This window comes from Flavobacterium longum, assembly GCF_965137575.1.
Taxonomy (GTDB): domain Bacteria; phylum Bacteroidota; class Bacteroidia; order Flavobacteriales; family Flavobacteriaceae; genus Flavobacterium; species Flavobacterium longum.
Genome location: NZ_CBCRZJ010000007.1, coordinates 19,753 through 37,609 on the forward strand (window position 1 = coordinate 19,753; position 17,857 = coordinate 37,609).

16 protein-coding genes and 1 pseudogene are annotated in these 17,857 nt (G+C 49.8%); 8 read left to right on the plus strand and 9 right to left on the minus strand.

What is annotated here, in order from left to right; all coding sequences use genetic code 11:
- The first annotated feature begins 114 nt into the window (after positions 1-114).
- Complete coding sequence (locus tag ACM9J1_RS12015; protein WP_415582297.1) at positions 115-1,104, plus strand: aspartate-semialdehyde dehydrogenase; 990 nt, start codon at positions 115-117, stop codon at positions 1,102-1,104.
- A gap of 27 nt (positions 1,105-1,131) precedes the next feature.
- Here ACM9J1_RS12015 and ACM9J1_RS12020 read toward each other — a convergent pair whose 3' ends face one another.
- Positions 1,132-1,749 carry a hypothetical protein gene (locus ACM9J1_RS12020; RefSeq protein WP_415582299.1) on the minus strand — a complete coding sequence of 206 codons (618 nt, stop codon included), beginning with the start codon at positions 1,747-1,749 and terminating at the stop codon, positions 1,132-1,134.
- A gap of 87 nt (positions 1,750-1,836) precedes the next feature.
- Here ACM9J1_RS12020 and ACM9J1_RS12025 point away from each other — a divergent pair, with 87 nt between their 5' ends.
- Genes ACM9J1_RS12025 through ACM9J1_RS12035 form a run of 3 tightly spaced genes read left to right on the plus strand, consistent with a single transcriptional unit; the run spans position 1,837 to position 5,198 of the window.
- Positions 1,837-2,193: a hypothetical protein gene (locus ACM9J1_RS12025; protein ID WP_415582300.1), complete on the plus strand. Its 357-nt coding sequence runs from the start codon at positions 1,837-1,839 to the stop codon at positions 2,191-2,193.
- Between the two features lie 42 nt (positions 2,194-2,235).
- Entirely contained in the window at positions 2,236-4,620 is a 2,385-nt protein-coding gene (locus ACM9J1_RS12030; protein ID WP_415582301.1) for a TonB-dependent receptor, read from the plus strand.
- A gap of 29 nt (positions 4,621-4,649) precedes the next feature.
- The gene (locus tag ACM9J1_RS12035) at positions 4,650-5,198 is read left to right on the plus strand and encodes a type 1 periplasmic binding fold superfamily protein (protein ID WP_415582302.1); all 549 of its coding nucleotides are present in this window, start codon (positions 4,650-4,652) and stop codon (positions 5,196-5,198) included.
- A 69-nt stretch (positions 5,199-5,267) separates the two neighbouring features.
- Here the strand turns inward: ACM9J1_RS12035 and ACM9J1_RS12040 are convergent, their stop codons facing one another.
- The 4 genes from ACM9J1_RS12040 to ACM9J1_RS12055 all read right to left on the minus strand — a co-directional run bounded on the left by ACM9J1_RS12040 (position 5,268) and on the right by ACM9J1_RS12055 (position 8,419).
- Positions 5,268-5,696 carry a lipocalin family protein gene (locus tag ACM9J1_RS12040; RefSeq protein WP_415582303.1) on the minus strand — a complete coding sequence of 143 codons (429 nt, stop codon included), beginning with the start codon at positions 5,694-5,696 and terminating at the stop codon, positions 5,268-5,270.
- A gap of 67 nt (positions 5,697-5,763) precedes the next feature.
- Positions 5,764-6,564, minus strand: coding sequence for a TIGR00266 family protein (locus ACM9J1_RS12045; protein WP_415582304.1), 801 nt, complete (start codon positions 6,562-6,564; stop codon positions 5,764-5,766).
- Positions 6,565-6,618: 54 nt separating this feature from the next.
- Entirely contained in the window at positions 6,619-7,305 is a 687-nt protein-coding gene (gene mtgA / locus ACM9J1_RS12050; protein ID WP_415582305.1) for a monofunctional biosynthetic peptidoglycan transglycosylase, read from the minus strand.
- Between the two features lies 1 nt (position 7,306).
- Positions 7,307-8,419: an NAD(P)/FAD-dependent oxidoreductase gene (locus ACM9J1_RS12055; RefSeq protein ID WP_415582306.1), complete on the minus strand. Its 1,113-nt coding sequence runs from the start codon at positions 8,417-8,419 to the stop codon at positions 7,307-7,309.
- Between the two features lie 215 nt (positions 8,420-8,634).
- Between ACM9J1_RS12055 and ACM9J1_RS12060 the strand changes: the two genes are divergently transcribed.
- From ACM9J1_RS12060 to ACM9J1_RS12075, 4 genes and pseudogenes are all read left to right on the plus strand, one after another.
- On the plus strand, positions 8,635-11,820 hold the full coding sequence (locus ACM9J1_RS12060; RefSeq protein ID WP_415582307.1) for a reprolysin-like metallopeptidase: 3,186 nt from the start codon (positions 8,635-8,637) through the stop codon (positions 11,818-11,820).
- 100 nt (positions 11,821-11,920) lie between these two features.
- Positions 11,921-13,824: pseudogene (locus ACM9J1_RS12065) on the plus strand (alpha/beta hydrolase family protein).
- On the plus strand, positions 13,803-14,132 hold the full coding sequence (locus tag ACM9J1_RS12070) for a hypothetical protein (protein ID WP_415582308.1): 330 nt from the start codon (positions 13,803-13,805) through the stop codon (positions 14,130-14,132). Before ACM9J1_RS12065 ends, ACM9J1_RS12070 begins: the two are co-directional and overlap by 22 nt.
- On the plus strand, positions 14,129-14,524 hold the full coding sequence (locus ACM9J1_RS12075; protein WP_415582309.1) for a DUF1801 domain-containing protein: 396 nt from the start codon (positions 14,129-14,131) through the stop codon (positions 14,522-14,524). The genes ACM9J1_RS12070 and ACM9J1_RS12075 overlap by 4 nt, the downstream gene beginning before the upstream one ends.
- A 33-nt stretch (positions 14,525-14,557) precedes the next feature.
- On the opposite strand, the gene accC is transcribed toward ACM9J1_RS12075, so the two are convergent.
- The 4 genes from accC to rpmF all read right to left on the minus strand — a co-directional run bounded on the left by accC (position 14,558) and on the right by rpmF (position 17,856).
- Positions 14,558-15,907, minus strand: a complete 1,350-nt coding sequence (gene accC / locus ACM9J1_RS12080; protein ID WP_415582310.1) for an acetyl-CoA carboxylase biotin carboxylase subunit — start codon at positions 15,905-15,907, stop codon at positions 14,558-14,560.
- A gap of 74 nt (positions 15,908-15,981) precedes the next feature.
- On the minus strand, positions 15,982-16,467 hold the full coding sequence (gene accB / locus ACM9J1_RS12085) for an acetyl-CoA carboxylase biotin carboxyl carrier protein (protein ID WP_415582311.1): 486 nt from the start codon (positions 16,465-16,467) through the stop codon (positions 15,982-15,984).
- 27 nt (positions 16,468-16,494) lie between these two features.
- Entirely contained in the window at positions 16,495-17,493 is a 999-nt protein-coding gene (locus tag ACM9J1_RS12090; RefSeq protein WP_415582312.1) for a beta-ketoacyl-ACP synthase III, read from the minus strand.
- Positions 17,494-17,661: 168 nt separating this feature from the next.
- A complete protein-coding gene (rpmF, locus tag ACM9J1_RS12095) occupies positions 17,662-17,856 on the minus strand; it encodes a 50S ribosomal protein L32 (protein WP_415582313.1) in 195 nt (64 codons plus the stop codon).
- Position 17,857 lies beyond the last annotated feature (1 nt).

The window sequence follows — 17,857 nt, forward strand, 5'->3', positions numbered from 1 at the left end:
ATTACATATTCTAACCAAACCGCCCGAACCCTTGGGCGGTTTTCTTTTTTGGGCTTGTTTGCCCATTTATAATTAAATTTCTGCCTAATTTTGTGCTCGTCTAAAACCTCTTTTATGAAAGTTGCTGTCGTTGGCGCTACCGGAATGGTCGGCGAAATCATGTTGAAAGTCTTGGCCGAGCGAAATTTCCCGGTGACGGAGTTGATTCCCGTAGCATCGGAGAAATCCGTCGGAAAGGAAATCGAATTCAAAGGAACCAAATACAAAGTCGTCGGGCTGCAGACTGCCGTTGACATGAAGCCTGAAATCGCGCTGTTTTCTGCGGGCGGCGACACATCTAAGGAATGGGCGCCGAAATTCGCCGCGGCGGGCACAACGGTCATCGACAATTCATCTGCCTGGCGCATGGATGCCACCAAGAAGCTCGTCGTGCCGGAAATCAACGCTTCGGAGCTGACGGCTTCTGATAAGATTATCGCGAACCCGAACTGTTCTACGATACAAATGGTCTTGGTGCTCGCGCCGTTGCATAAAAAATATGGTGTCAAGCGTGTTGTGGTGTCTACTTACCAATCGGTAACGGGAACGGGCGTGAAAGCCGTGAAGCAACTCGAGAACGAATACGCTGGCATCCAAGGCGAAATGGCGTATAAATATCCGATCCATCGCAATGTCATTCCACAAATCGACGTGTTCGAAGAAAATCATTACACGAAGGAAGAGATGAAAATGATCCGCGAGACCAAGAAAATTCTGGGCGACAACGCCATAGCGGTTACTTCTACGACCGTCAGGATTCCGGTCGTTGGCGGGCATTCGGAATCGGTGAACATCGAATTTGCCAAAGATTTTGACGTGGCCGACGTCCGCAAAATGATGCACGAAACCCCGGGCGTAACGGTCCAGGACAACCCAGACACGTTCACTTACCCGATGCCGATTTACGCCGAAGGAAAAGACGATGTTTTCGTGGGCCGAATCCGCCGCGATGAAAGCCAGCCCAACACGCTCAACATGTGGATCGTGTCTGACAATCTGCGCAAAGGCGCCGCCACCAATGCCGTACAGATTGCCGAATACCTCGTCGCAAACAAACTCGTATAAAAAAAGAGCGCCGCGCGCTCTTTTCTTTTAGTTATACTCCTGAAGAATCAGTTTGAACTTGCCGTCGGTAATGGTCTTGAAATCTGTCGGGTCTTCCGAGTTGTACACTTTACAACTGAACGTTCCCTTTACGGTTACGGCCTGAAGCAATCCGTCCGGATCAGTATCTTCGGTGACGCTGCTTACCGTAAATGTACTACCTGCCTGGCTGCCATAGGACGTGTTGTAAAACGTGCCGTTGTCTTCGTATTGCACGTCCACGCCGCGCAGATTTGCATCCAGTTGCGCCTGTGTGAGATAATTGGTCGGGGTGTCGGCGAATGCATCGTAAAACGTCGCTGTTTCCACGCTTTCATCGTCGGTAAAGACCATATTGTCCCAAGCGATGGAAATGGCCGGAGACAATGATGCCGTATACATGGTTCCGCCGTAGTAGTACCAGCGGTCAAAGCCTTCGCCATCGAAACCGGTCAAAAAGCTGTAGAAATATTCGTCTGATTCGTTGTTGTTGAATTTGTAATTGAACGACGTGCCGTCAAGTTTTCCGGAGATGTACACCAATCCTCCGGATGAACTTGATGAATCGCTGTCTGAACTACAAGAGAACAGGATAAATGGCAACGCCAAAAGAAATAGTTTTTTCATGTAGGGTGATTTTGTTTAGGCTGCAAATCTAAATTTTTATTTAATTTATCCAAATAAGGGGTGTAATTCCTTTACTTTTGTTTCGGTTTGAAAAATAAACTGACCATATGGCAATTTTTCCTGACGGGCGCGTTCCTGTTTGCGGTGCTGTATCCGTCATTGGACGGTTTGCATCACTTGGAAAAGGAAATGTCGGTCAAACACTGCGAACACCAGTACGCCGTCGGGAAGACCGAAGTGAACCACAGCCATCACGGCGTGGAGAAATGCTACTCGTGTGAATTTACTTTCAGCCAATTCCTGTCTGCGCCAATTTTATCGTTTTCGCATAAGATCCCGTTTGTCCACTCGGCGTATGCGGCGACTTATACGAAAGACGTAAATCCCGCATTCCGCGGCAGCCTTTTTGCCCATCGCGGCCCGCCTTCATTAATGATGAACTGACCCAATCGCTTTCGGGAATATTCTCATTAATTTCATTTACCCATGCGTTACAATTTAGCGCTTGCTTTCCTATTATTTTGGGGAGGCAATCATGTATCATTTGCACAGTTTACCGTGTCGGGCCGCGTCAGCACCGATAAAGAGTCTGGTTTGGCCGGATGCCACATCCACGCAGGCACGACTTACGTGAACACAGACGAAAACGGCTATTTTTCCTTGACGTTGCCGAAAGGAAAACACGTCATATCCGCATCATTTGTGGGTTACCGAACCGTAACAAAGACCATCGAGGTGTTCGCCGATTTGACGGTTGACTTTTTCATGGACGTGGACATTTCGGCATTAGGCGACGTAGTCATTTCTTCGACTGGCAAGCAGACCACTGTGCAACCCAAGCAAACACTCAGGACGCGCGACATTGAAAAATACAGCAGTGCTTCTTTGGGCGACTTGGTCCGCGAAGTCAGCGGCGTTTCGTCATTAAAAACGGGCAGTACAGTCGTGAAACCAGTCATCAACGGGTTGCACAGCAGCCGCGTCGTAGTACTCAATAACAACGTCAGGCTCGAAGACCAGCAATGGGGTTTAGAGCACGCGCCCAATCTGGATATCAATACGGCTGGATCTGTAACGGTAATCAAAGGTGCGGCCGGCCTGCAATATGGCGGCGATGCCATTGGCGGTGTCATCTTGGTTGATCCGGCGAAAATTCCCGTGAAAGACACCTTGTACGGACGCGCCATCTTGAATTCGGCAGCCAATGGGCGCGGCGGTAGCGCCTCGGCGTCTGTTTTTAAAGGATACACGTCCGGCTGGAACTGGACCGCACAGGGCACGTTTAAATACCTTGGCGACTTGGAAGCACCAGATTATGTCTTGTCGAACACGGGCATTCGCGAAAAAAATGGCTCTTTTGGCCTGGGTAAGCGCGGCGAACATGAGGGTTTTGGCTTCTTCTACAGTTACTACAACGCCGAAATCGGCATCCTTCGCGCCTCGCACATTGGCAACATAACCGATTTGGTAAATGCCATCAACAGCGGGCAGCCTGCCATCATCAATGACTTCACCTACAACGTCAGTGCGCCCAAACAAGCAGTGCAACATCATCTGGCCAAAGTCAACTATTACCATGACTGGCATTTGGGACGATTGGATGTGCAGTATGCCTTCCAATTCAACAACCGGTTGGAGTATGATGTCAGGCGTGGCGAGAATGCCAACCGCCCGGCGCTCGACCTGGATTTGGCTACACACGCCGTACTGGTTGACTTCAGCACCGACAAGACCAAGGCATTCCGACTGAAAACCGGACTGAGCGGCGCGTATCAGAACAATGCTGCCAGTTTTTCCACGGGCGTGAGGCCATTGATCCCGGACTACAACAAAATCGATGTGGGCGGATACGTTACCGCAACCCAAGATTTGTCAAGCAAGTGGCAATTGGAAGCCGGTGTCAGGTATGACTTCAGCCATGTCGACGCGGTGAAATACTACTTGAAATCACGCTGGGACGAGCAAGGCTACAATGACGATTTCAGCCAAATCATCACGGGCGACTTCGGCACCCAATGGAAAACCAACCCCGTTTTTTCGTACCACAATGTCGCGGCGGCCTTGGGATCAAAATTAAGGTTAACCGACGACTTGGACTGGTTCGTCAATGTGGCGCTGAGCCGGAGAAATCCGAACCCGTCGGAACTTTTCAGCGACGGTTTGCACCATTCAAACGGGCAAATCGAGTTGGGCGATTTGCGGCTCAAACAGGAAACCTCGATAAAGATGTCCACGACATTGTCCTATGTGAGAAAGAACCTGACGCTAGACCTGAATCCTTACGTTAACCGTGTTGCCGATTTCATGTATTTGCAACCTACAGGACTGGAATACACCATCAGGGGCGCATTTCCTGTTTGGGAATACAGACAGGCCGATGCCCAACTTTTTGGTTTGGACGTCACCGCGAACTGGAATGTGTCGGAGGCGTTCACCTATCACGGCACATTTGCGTATGTCTATGGGAAGAATCTTGATGCCGACGAGCCGCTTATCGACATGCCGCCGGCCCGATGGGGAAATGAAATCCGGTTCAAGTATCAAAAATGGCACGACCTGAATTTCGGTCTGCGCAACGAATGGGTATTGTTCCAAGACCGGTATCCGGACAACGATTTTTACGCCGACGTGCTCGTAGATGGCGTACCGACGCCGACATTGGTGAACATCAGCCGTCCGCCCGGCGCTTACAACCTGACGCATTTTTCAGCGCAAATGACTCTTGACACATTCCCGAAAGTCAAGACTACACTTGCCTTGGGCATCGAAAACCTTTTCAATACGTCATATCGCGATTACCTCAACAGGATGCGGTATTATGCCGATGACGTCGGCAGGAACTTTACGTTCCAGATTAAACTCAATTTTTAATTAAAATCTATTATTCTATTATGAAATCAATGAAATTTTTACCGGTTTTCTTTTTGGCTTTACTCACCTCATGCAGCAATGATGACAACGGTCCGGTCAATGAAGAAGAAGTAATCACCACGGCAACCATTACGCTTACGCCGCAAGCAGGCGGAACATCGATTGTGATGACCTCACGCGACCTCGATGGCGACGGCCCGGACGCGCCCGTGATTACAGTATCTGGAAACCTGAACGACAACACCGTTTACAACGGATCGATAACCTTGCTCAACGAAACGGTTAGCCCTGCCGAAGACATCACCGAAGAAGTCGAGGAAGAAGCGCAAGATCACCAGTTCTTTTATAGCGCCACCAACAGCATCGGTACGGCAGCCTACGCAGCGCCATTTGATACCGACGGCAATCCGGTTGGCGTGAATTTCACTTTTACGACCACCAATCCGGCTTCGGGGAATTTGACCGTGGTGTTGCGTCACCAGCCGGACAAATCAGCGAGCGGCGTAGCTGGCGGCGACATCACCAACGCGGGTGGGGAAACCGATGTCCAGGTAACGTTCCCGGTAATTGTGGAGTAATAACAAAGTCCATAAATAAAGAAGCGCCTTCCAAACGGAGGCGCTTTTTTAATTGAGCATATCTGCGGGTCAATTGTTTTTGGCTTCAAACTTCGCCACTTCCAATTCCATGCTGTGGTAGGTTTCTTCCAGCACGAAAACGGTTTTCCCTTCGACGGTTTTCACCTTGATTTTCATGGTCGAGAAATTGTCTTTCGCGTCGCCGATCTTGATGGTGTTGGTGTTGGCATCGAATTTCCAGCTTTTACCCTTGGTCATTTTGCGCAGGTTGGCGAATTCCTGCGAATTCTGTTCGCTGCTGATCTCAAAAGTATGGTCGGCCTTGAACTTGAAGACCGACATCTTGAAGCTGTCGATGATGTCGCGATAGTTTGGATTCGACGGTTTCTTGAGCACTTTCTCACTTCGCCAAGTCCCGACAATCAAAGAATCGTTTAATTTTTGGCCGAAAGCACTCGCAGTCAGCAAAAACACAATAACAAAGATTATATTTTTCATGGATCAGAAAATAATGTTGAAGTTATGACAAAATACCCATTGTCAATTATCCACTCTCAATTGTCAATTAAAAACGGTTATCGCCATCCAATAAATTCCCCAATCCGCCGAGCAGGCTGCCTTCTTCCCGCCTGCTGCCGCCTGCCTTTGGTGCAGATGCGATGATGCGGTCGGCCAATCGGGTAAATGGCAACGACTGGATGTACACCGTTCCCGGACCTCGCAAAGTTGCGTAAAAAAGTCCTTCTCCGCCAAAAAGTGAGTTTTTAATGCCGCCGATGAACTCGATGTCATAGTCTACATCCTTAGTAAACCCGACGATACAACCCGTATCAACTTTCAACACTTCGCCCGAAGCGAGTTCGCGTTTGGCCAACGTCCCGCCCGAATGGACGAATGCCATGCCGTCGCCTTCAAGTTTCTGCATGATGAATCCTTCGCCACCGAACAAGCCGCGACCGAGTTTCCTGGAAAATTCAATGCCTACGGCAACGCCTTTGGCCGCGCACAGGAACGCATCTTTCTGGCAGATGAATTTTTCGCCGAATTGGGCCAGGTCAATGGCGATGATTTTCCCTGGATACGGCGATGCAAAACACGCCTTGGCCTTCTTGGTGTTTTCGTTGATATAGGCCGTCATGAACAGGCTTTCGCCGGTAAGGACGCGCTTGCCTGCCGACAGGAGCTTGTTCCAGACGCCGGTTTGCTGCTGCGATCCGTCGCCGAAAATGGTTTCCATCCGGATGCCGTTGTCCATCATCATGAAGCTGCCGGCCTCGGCGATGACGATTTCCTGCGGATCCAATTCTATCTCTACGTACTGCATTTCTTCGCCGTAGATTTCGTAGTCTATTTCGTGTGCTCTCATTGGTTATAGTTTATAGTTGCTAGTTGTTAGTTGCTAGTTGTTGGGGCTAGATGACTATTGTTCCAGATAGTCGAGTTTGACGTAGTTCATCCGTTTCATGATGCGGCCTTTGCGGCGCTCGATAAATCCCGAAGAGTTTTTTGCCTTGAATTTCCGCGGGTTCGGCAAAATCGCTGCAATACCGGCGGCTTGTAGCTTGGTCAAATCGGCGGCTGTATTTTGGTACCAATGGTGCGCGGCGGCCTGTGCGCCATAGACGTTGTTGCCCATTTCGATGCTGTTGAGATAGACCTCCATGATGCGCTCTTTCGGCCAGAACAATTCGATCAACACCGTAAAGTAAGCTTCAAAGGCTTTGCGGATGTAACTCCTGCCTTGCCACAGGAACACGTTCTTTGCTGTTTGCTGCGAAATCGTGCTGCCACCTTTGATTCGCTTGCCTCTGGCGTTGTTCTGATAGGCCTTTTTCATGGCCGAAAAGTCGAATCCGTAGTGGTTCAGGAAATTCGCATCTTCACTGGCGATAACGGCCTTTTGCAAATTGGGCGAAATCTCGTCGATGCATACCCAATCATGACTGAACTCCAATTCTTTGTCGTTCCCGATGTTTTCGATGGCGCGCGCGGCCATCAATGGCGTGAACGGCACCGGGACGAATCTGTAAATGATGACCAGTAAGACCGAAAGCACCAGAAACCAAGCGCACAATCTTTTTATAATCCCAAATATTTTCCTTAGCATATCAATCGATTAAATCGGCCAATTCTGTCCCAACAAGACTGCCGATGGCCACACCCATGCCGCCCAAACGAACGCCACAATACACATTTTCTGAGTGTTGCCGCACAATCGGGCTTTTTTGCGCACCCATACCCATGATGCCGCTCCAGCGGTGTGCGATCTTCACTTCACGGTCGGGTAAAATTACGGTTTTTAGCATTTCTTCCAACCTGTTCTGGATGATTTCGGTTTGGCCGAACTCGGTGGTCGTTTCGCCTTCAAAATCCAAGTTTCGCCCGCCGCCGAACAAAATCCGATCTTCCACATTCCTGAAATAATAGTAGCCTTTGTCAATATGGAATGTGCCTTTGATGTGCAAATCCGGAATCGGTTCGGTGATGAAGACCTGTGCCCGTGCCGGCTTTACCTCTGCCGGAAGCAACTGCGTCGCAAAGCCATTGGTCGTGAAAAGGAGTTTTTGGGTATGGAAACTGAAATCGCCCAAGGCCACTTGCACGCCATCGGCCCGATCGTGGAACGCCGTGACGGTTTGTTGGTTCAAAATCAGAATATTTTCGCAAACCGCTTGTTTGAGTAAGGCTTGCATCATGTTTCCCGTGTCGATCTGCGCCTCGAATGGGTTGAAAATCATCGGCTCGTTGATGTGGCCGAAGCCAAATCGGTTATGTTCAGTCGAGAACACGTCGGCTTTAAATAGTGGGCGAAGCAAATCGTTGACGAAAGTCATCCGTGACAGGCAATAATCCAGCGTAGTGTCGTCGGTGAGAAACAACTCGTAACCGCCGTAGGGTTTGAAATCAATGGTTTGGTCGCCTAGACGTTTGCGCAAGAGTTGTAGCCCTTTCCAGCGTTTTTCGATGAGTTGCAAGACTTCTTCCTCAGTGTGCGCGTTCAAATCGTCGATGATTTCGGACAAACTCCCGAAGCAGGCAAAACCCGCGTTCTTCGTGCTCGCGCCCTGCGGCAACATCCCTTTTTCCAACACTAGGATTTTCGCGGCAGGAAATCGTTCCCGCAACCGCAACGCCGTGTGCAATCCTACGATGCCGCTTCCTACTACCGTATAGTCAACAGCCGTGAACCAATTCTTGATTTCCCAATAGCTTAACTCCATGCGATAAAATTAACTTTTTTCGGTAACGTGTCCATGACTAAATGGTGCAAGTTTATTATATAATGTTCAGAAAAATAACACATTTTTTAATGTATGTGTATTATCTCGACGTGCAGTTTGTCGATTTGTTAATTAAAATCTTTATTCGTTTCGATGTTTGCATATCGAAATTTATATATTTGGCGCAACTATAGAACTTAATCCAGTTTTAATTTATGAAAAAATCTCTACTGTCGCTCGCAATGTTGGCCGTTACCGGCTTTTCATTTGCGCAAGACGCCTGGAAACCTGCGGCCAAAAAAAGGGACGCAGTTGTGGTAGCCAACAAAGTGGCGCTAACCCAGCCGCGTCTTTTTGAACTTGATCTGAACGCCCTGAAACAAGACCTCGCTGCTTCACCGGCACGCTTTTCAGGGAAATCGAATGTCGTTGTAGCGTTTCCGGACGCCGACGGCAAAATCGCACACTTCCGCGTACAGACCAACTCCAACATGGATCCTGAGTTGGCGGCCCGTTATCCTGAAATCCAATCGTATATCGGGCAAGGCGTAGAAGATCCGTCGGCCACGATTTATTTCAGCGTTTCGCCGCTCGGATTGCAAACCATGACACTTTATGCGGACCGTTCTGCGGTTTTCATCGAACCGTATACAACCGACGCCAGCACTTATGCCGTTTACCGTAAGGAAGACCGCACGGCTTCGTTCAATAAATTCGAATGCCAGGTGGTTGACCAGGCCAACGCAGCCATCAGCGCAGACGCTTCAGCCGCACGTCCAAACGCGGATGACGGTCTGTTGCGTACGTTCCGTTTGGCGATGTCCGTGACCGGAGAATACACTGCTTATTTCGGCGGCACGAAGGCCCTGGCTTTGGCGGCCATCAACAATACGATGACCCGTTGCAACGGTGTTTTTGAAAAAGACTTTTCGGCCCGATTGGTATTGATTGCCAATACGGACGCCGTGATCTACACCAGCGCTTCAACCGATCCGTATTCGGCGGCATCAACCGGTGCAAGCGGCGCTTGGAACAATGAACTGCAAACCACACTTACGTCTGTAATCGGCGAAGCAAATTATGACATCGGCCACTTATTTGGTGCCACCGGCGGCGGCGGAAACGCGGGCTGTATCGGCTGTATTTGTACGAACAACCAAAAAGGAAAAGGATATACTTCACCTGCCGACGGCATCCCTATGGGCGACAATTTCGACATTGACTACGTCGCGCACGAACTCGGGCACCAAATGGGCGCAAACCATACCTTTACCCATAGCAATGAAGGCACCGGCGTGCAAATGGAGCCAGGGTCAGGTTCAACTATTATGGGTTACGCAGGCATCACCGCCAAAGACGTCCAGCCACATTCTGACGCCTATTTCCATGCCGTGAGCATCCAGCAAGTCACCAATAACATCAAGGCTAAAACCTGTTCGACCAATACATCGACAGGAAACGCCATTCCGACCGCAGGCGCGGGTGCTGACTTTACCATTCCGAAGAGCACGCCGTTCATGCTGACCGGTACGGCTACCGATGCCAACGGCGACGCGCTTACCTATTGCTGGGAGCAAATGGATTCGCAAACGGCGACTACCAACCCAAGCGCCACAAAAACGACCGGTGTGATGTTCCGTTCTTATACGCCCACAACTTCACCAACACGCTATTTCCCGCGTATGGCTTCAGTATTGACTGGGGCAACGACGACTTCAGGGTCTGAACTCGTCGTTGAGGCTTTACCGTCTGTAGCACGTACCATGAACTTCCGTTTCACCGTTCGTGACAACCGCGCCGGCGGCTCGGCCAACAACAGCGACGATATGGTCGTTACCGTGAACGCAACGGCCGGCCCATTCTCGGTTACCGCGCCGAACACTGCTGTTTCATACGTAGGCGGATCAACGCAAACCGTCACTTGGGCTGTGGCAGGCACCACAGCAAACGGCGTGAACTGCGCCAATGTGGACATCATGATTTCACACGACGCCGGCAACACTTGGAATATGCTTTTGGCTTCTACACCGAATGACGGCACGCAAGCCGTTTCAATACCGAACGTAGCCGGAACGCAAAACCGCATCATGGTAAAAGGCACCAACCACATCTTCTTCGACGTGTCTAACGCTAACTTCACTATCACGGCTGGTTCTACCGATACCGTTGCGCCATCGGCAGCCACAAACCTCGCGGCTTCTGGCACAACGCAAACCACGACCAGCCTGTCTTGGACTGCTGCTACTGACAACGTCGGCGTGACCGGTTATGATGTATACCAAAATGGTGTGTTCAAAGCCAACACAGCATCAACAACCTATAATGTTACAGGATTGACCGCATCAACGGCCTACACGTTCTATGTAATTGCGCGTGACGCCGCCGGAAACGCATCGGCTCAAAGCAACACCGTAAATGTGACAACGTTGGCTCCGGTTCCTGATACCACAGCGCCATCGGCTCCGACAAACTTAGCAGCGTCGGGAACAACCACCACCACGACAAACCTTTCTTGGACTGCTGCTACTGACAACGTTGGCGTCACCGGTTACGACGTATACCAAAACGGTGTGTTCAAAGCAAGCACCGCGTCAACAACCTACAATGTTACCGGATTAACGGCTGCAACGGCTTACAGCTTCTATGTGATTGCTAAGGACGCAGCCGGAAACGCATCGGCGCAAAGCAACACGGTGAACGTGACCACCTTGACCAATACCGTTACGTATTGTACATCACAAGCCACGAACACCAACGACGAAAGAATTGGTCGTGTGCAATTCGGCACCATCAACAATCCTTCAACAGGAACGGCGGGTTACGAAAACTTTACGGCTGTTTCCACCAACGTAAACCGCGGTTCAGCGTATACTATTACCGTTACGCCAACCTGGACCGGCACCGTTTACGCTGAGGGTTACGCCGTTTTCATCGATTACAACCAAGATGGAGACTTTACCGACAGCGGTGAAACCGTTTGGTCACGCACGGCGACTACGGCTACACCGGTAAGTGGTACGGCTACGATTCCGGCTACCGCGGCATTGGGCACGACCAGGATGCGCGTCTCGATGCGTTACAACGCTGTTCCAACCTCTTGCGGATCGTTCACTTACGGCCAAGTTGAAGACTACACTGTTGTGATTGGTTCAACGGCAAGGCCAACAACCGAGGAAGCCTTGGCCCTGACGGTTTACCCGAACCCGGTAAAAGGCGATGTGTTGAACATCTCAATCGCCGAGAAATCATCGTTCAGGATCATGAACATGGTTGGACAAGTATTGGCCAGCGGCGAAACTGCCGACGGTACGGTTCCTGTATCGAACATCACCGCGGGCACTTACTTGCTTGAAGTAACTTCCGAAGGCAAAACGGCCGTGAAGCGCTTCATCAAACAATAAGCTAACGTATTTCCATTAAAGCCGCCCTCGAGGCGGCTTTTTTATGGCACTTCATTTCCTTTTTTTATTGCTATTTTTACGCCGGATAAATTAAAACCCGATGAAAAAATTATTATTCCTAACGATTGCGATAATGGCTGCAAACACAATCAGCGCACAAGATGTCATGACACCTGAAACCCTTTGGAAACTCGGTCGCGTGACTGGGCTCGGGTTGTCAAAAGACGGAAAAAATGTTGTCTACAAAGTAGTGACACCGTCGGTAGAGGAAAACAAATCAAACACGAAATATTACACGGTAGCCTTGACCGGCGGCAATCCGGTTGAAGTAGCCGATTACAAATCGTTGATGACAGACCGAAACGTATCGCCCGACGGCAAACATATCGTCTATCACGAAGAGGTAAAACTGGCTAGTGTCCACGGAAAAGACTTCTACCCGGAACTCAAAAAATCTGACGTACAAGTGTACAACAGCCTTGATTATCGGCATTGGGATACGTGGAACGAAGGCAAATACAACCACGTCTTCTTCCGCGAAAACAAAGACAAGTCGCGTGGCACCGACATCATGAAAGATGAATTATTCGATTCGCCTACCAAGCCATTCGGCGATGAAGAGGATTACTTGTGGTCGCCCGACGGGAAAAGCATTCTTTATGTCTGCAAGAAAAAGTCCGGCACCGAATACGCCATCAGCACCAATACCGACATCTATGAATACGATATCGCTAGCGGGAAAACAATTAATCGTACCGAAGGCAATTTGGGCTACGATACGCATCCGGCATTTTCACCACAAGGCCATTTGACTTGGCTACAGATGGAAAACGACGGCTACGAGTCAGACAAAAACGACATTATTGTGGCGTTCCAGAACATGAAGATGAATCTGACCTCTGCGTGGGACGGCACCGTTGATAGCTTTATGTGGAGCAAAGACGGCAAGAAAGTCTATTTCATCGCAGCCGTAGACGGCACCAAACAACTGTTCGAAGTGAATTTCCCCGGATTGACACGCATTGCCATAACCGTTCGGCAGTTAACCAATGGCAATTTCGACGTGTCAGACTTGGTGGCCGTGACCGATACGCATATCGTCGTGGCGCGCAATGACATGAACCACGCCGCCGAATTGTACACCTTCGACTTCAAGAAAAAAACTGGAAACAACTCACCAATACCAATAAAGCGATTTACGACAACATCGCTATGGGCAAAACCGAAAAGCGTTATGTGACGACGACCGACGGCAAAAAAATGTTGGTTTGGATGGTTTATCCGCCGAATTTCGACCCGAACAAAAAGTACCCGACGTTGCTATACTGCCAAGGCGGACCACAATCGCCGCTGACGCAATATTATTCTTTCCGTTGGAACTTCCAGTTGATGGCCGCCAACGGGTATATTGTCGTGGCGCCCAATCGTCGCGGCATGCCAGGCCACGGCGTAAAATGGAATGCTGACATCAGCAAGGATTGGGGCGGACAAGTGATGAAAGATTACCTATCGGCCATTGACGACGTCGCCAAAGAAAAGTACGTGGACAACGCCCGATTGGGCTGCGTGGGCGCAAGTTTCGGCGGCTATTCGGTATTCTATCTGGCTGGCATTCACAACAAGCGTTTCAAGACGTTCATTTCGCACGACGGCGTATTCAATATGCAAAGTATGTACGGCACCACCGAAGAAGTGTTCTTCAACAACTGGGACCACGGCGGGCCGTATTGGGACAAAAATAATGCGGTTGCCCAAAAGGCCTACAACGAATTCAACCCTATGAATATGGTCGATAAGTGGGATATGCCCATTCTGATCATTCAGGGCGGCAAGGATTTTCGCGTCCCGATCGGGCAGGCTCAGGAAGCATTCCAAGCGGCACAATTGCGTGGTGTCAAAAGCCGTTTCCTCTATTTCCCAGAGGAAAATCATTGGGTGTTGAAACCACAGAACGCCATGGTTTGGCAGCGCGAATTCTTTAAATGGCTGAAGGAGACTTTGTAATGGAAAACCAACCTACGTTGCGCGAACAATTTGACGACGAACTTGCATCGGCATCAAGTCATCCGGTATTAAGGCCGGGTTATCAGAAACGAAAACTGTTGATGTGGTTTGTCCGGGTGGTTATTCTGGCTTTGATGTACGCCATTTTCTGGGAACACCGCTGGGTTCCGAAAACCCTTTATGTGGTTGTTCCGCTCAACGTACTGAGCCTGTTGGCCATCATGGTCATTCCCTACATGATCAAAAGAAAAATCGAGAAAACAAAGGCCCATCTGGAATCCGTTGACCAATCTTACGACGACGAATGACCATCCACCAAGACATCATCGATTACCATGCAACTCAAATACCCGGGGATCGCGTGATTTGCGAAGCATTGGCCAAAGAGATTGCACATGTTCTTCCGGAAGCCGAAAATAAGATTTGGCACCGTCATCCGGTCTGGTTCTTAGACGGAAACCCTGTGGTCGGTTACAGCAAACTTAAGGATTCCGTGCGCCTGTTGTTTTGGAGTGGCCAGTCGTTTGACGAACCCAATCTCAAACCCGAAGGCTCGTTCAAGGCGGCGGAAGCGCGGTACACGGAAGCCGACCAAATCAATCTCGCCGAGTTGCGCCAATGGCTGGAAAAAGCCCGCGACATCCAGTGGGATTACAAAAACATCGTGAAGCGGAAAGGAAAGCTTGAGCGGTTGAAGTAAAATAAAAATCCCGCCATTAAAGCGGGATTTTTTCTATTCTTTTGGGTCGTTCATGACGAACGTTTCCATGAATTTCGTGGTATAGTTTCCTTCCACATACGCCGGATCGTCCATGAGCTGGCGGTGGAACGGAATGGTTGTCTTTACCCCTTCGATGTAAAATTCGTCGAGCGCGCGCTTCATCTTGTTGATGGCTTCCTCGCGGGTTTGGGCCGTCGTGATGAGCTTGGCGATCATCGAATCATAATTCGGTGGAATGGTGTAACCAGCATAAACGTGCGTATCCAAACGGACGCCGTGGCCGCCCGGCGCATGCAACACCGTAATCTTGCCCGGTGACGGACGGAAATCATTGTACGGATCTTCAGCGTTGATACGACACTCGATGGAATGCAATTGCGGCAGGTAGTTCTTGCCCGAAATCGGCACGCCTGCAGCCACCAAAATCTGTTCGCGGATCAAGTCGTAATCAATCACCTGCTCGGTAATCGGGTGTTCCACCTGGATGCGCGTGTTCATTTCCATGAAATAGAAATTGCGGTGTTTGTCCACCAAAAATTCTACGGTTCCGGCGCCTTCGTACTTGATGAACTCTGCCGCCTTAACCGCAGCCTTGCCCATTTTTTCACGAAGCTCGTCGGTCATGAATGGCGATGGCGTTTCCTCGGTCAATTTCTGGTGACGACGTTGCACGGAGCAATCGCGCTCAGACAAGTGACAGGCTTTCCCGTAGGAATCGCCCACGACTTGGATTTCAATGTGCCGCGGTTCTTCGATAAGTTTTTCCATGTACATGCCGTCGTTCCCGAAAGCAGCACCGGCTTCTTGGCGCGCACTTTCCCAAGCCTTTTGCAAATCTTCTGGTTTCCAGACCGCGCGCATGCCTTTTCCGCCGCCGCCGGCCGTAGCCTTGAGCATGACCGGATAGCCCATGTCTTTCGCGATTTTCTTGGCTTCTTCAAAAGATTCCAGAATACCGTCAGAACCTGGAACGCATGGCACGCCCGCAGCTTTCATCGTGGCTTTGGCCGTAGCCTTGTCGCCCATTTTATCGATCATTTCGGGAGAAGCGCCAATGAATTTGATGCCATGCTCCTGGCAGATTTTAGAGAACTTCGCATTTTCCGACAAAAAGCCGTAACCCGGATGGATCGCATCTGCGTTGGTAATTTCGGCAGCAGCGATGATGTTGGACATTTTCAGGTAAGACAGGTTGCTCGGCGGCGGACCGATACAAACCGCTTCGTCGGCAAACTTCACGTGAAGGCTTTCCGCATCGGCAGTAGAATAAACCGCAACCGTCTTGATGCCCATTTCGCGGCAAGTCCGGATGACACGGAGCGCAATTTCGCCGCGGTTGGCTATGAGGATTTTCTTAAACATAATTTGAGAATTTGAAAATTTGAAAATTTGAAAATGGCTGAAGATTCAGCGTGATAGATTCAAACTTCCCTAAATTATGACGGGTCAACAAGGAACAATGGTTGATCAAATTCCACCGGAGACATATCGTCAACGAGGATTTTTACGATTTTACCCGAGTATTCAGACTCGATTTCGTTGAAGAGTTTCATCGCCTCGATCACGCAAAGTACATCGCCTTTTCCGATTGATGCACCAACCTCAACAAACGGCGCCTTGTCTGGAGACGGTTTGCGGTAGAATGTACCGATGATTGGCGATTTGATGGTGATGTATTTCGAATTGTCGTCCGCGGCCGGAGCAGCAGCTGGCGCAGCGGCCGGAGCAGCTGGCGCGGCAGCCGGAGCTGCTTGAACTTGCGGCATGGCCATCGGTGCTTGTTGCACGTAAGTGATTTCCGGTGCGCTCTCGCCTGTTGTGGTTTTGATGGTGATCTTGAAATCGTCCATTTCCAGCTTCACTTCGGTAGCGCCCGATTTTGCCACAAACTTGATTAGGTTTTGAATTTCTCTAATATCCATGATATCGAATTTTGGTTTGTTTCTTTTTTATTTTTTATCGTAAGCCCATTTCAGGTAAATCGCGCCCCAGGTAAATCCGCCGCCGAACGCCGCGAAAATCAGGTTGTCGCCTTTCTTGAATTTGTCTTCAAAATCGCTCATGAGCAACGGCAATGTCGCCGATGTCGTGTTGCCGTAACGGTGTATGTTCACCAATACTTTTGATTCGTCCAAGCCCATGCGCTCGGCCGTGGCGTCGATGATGCGCTTGTTGGCCTGGTGTGCGAGCAGCCAATCCACGGAATCCTTGGTCAGGCCGTTGCGTTCCATGATTTTCTCGCTCACATCGGCCATGCCGGTGACCGCGTATTTAAACACGGTTTTGCCATCTTGGAACACGTAATGCTGCCCGTTCTCGACGGTTTCTTTCGAGGCGGGTAAAATCGATCCGCCCGCGTCAATCTTCAAGTATTCGCGACCGATACCATCCGAACGCAGGAATTCGTCCTGCAACCCAAGTCCTTCGGTATTTGGTTCAAAAAGAATCGCGCCTCCGCCATCTCCGAAGATGATGCACGTGGCGCGGTCTGTATAATCAATGATGGAAGACATTTTATCGGCTCCGATCAGCAGGACTTTTTTGTATCGGCCAGACTGGATGTAAGCCGCTGCCGTGGACATGCCGTAGAGGAAACTCGAACACGCTGCCTGCAAATCAAATGCGAAGGCGTTCACTGCCCCGATTTGCGTCGCGACAAAAACTGCTGTTGACGCTACCGGCATATCCGGCGTGGCCGTAGCAACGATGACCATATCGATTTCCGCTGGATTAAGGCCACTTTTCTGCATCAGGTTTTCGGCGGCTTTGATGGCCAAATAGGAACTGCCTTTGCCTTTTTCCTTGAGGATGCGCCTTTCTTTGATTCCGGTGCGCGTGGTAATCCATTCATCGTTGGTGTCAACCATTGTCTCCAGGACTTTGTTCGAGAGTACAAAATCGGGAACATAGGCACCTACTGCCGTGATAGCAGCTGTTATTGTATTCATAGAATCGAGCTTATTTTCTTATGGAATACGTTGATTCAATAAGGGGTGGAAATTACAAAAAAAAACTATAATCGCACCTTTTGCTTACTGTAATTTTAGGCAAAGTTTGCCCCAATAAAAAAAACTCCCACAACGTGAGAGTTTATATCAAAAAGGCGCTTGCCGCTATTAGGCAACAGCAATTTGTTTGTCGATCACTACTTGTCCGCGGTAGTACATCTTACCTTCATGCCAGTAAGCCCTGTGGTACAAGTGAGCCTCGCCGGTTACCGGACAAGTTGCAATCTGGGCGGCTTCTGCCTTGTAGTGCGTTCTTCTTTTGTCCCTTCTCGTTTTCGAGGTTTTTCTCTTAGGATGTGCCATT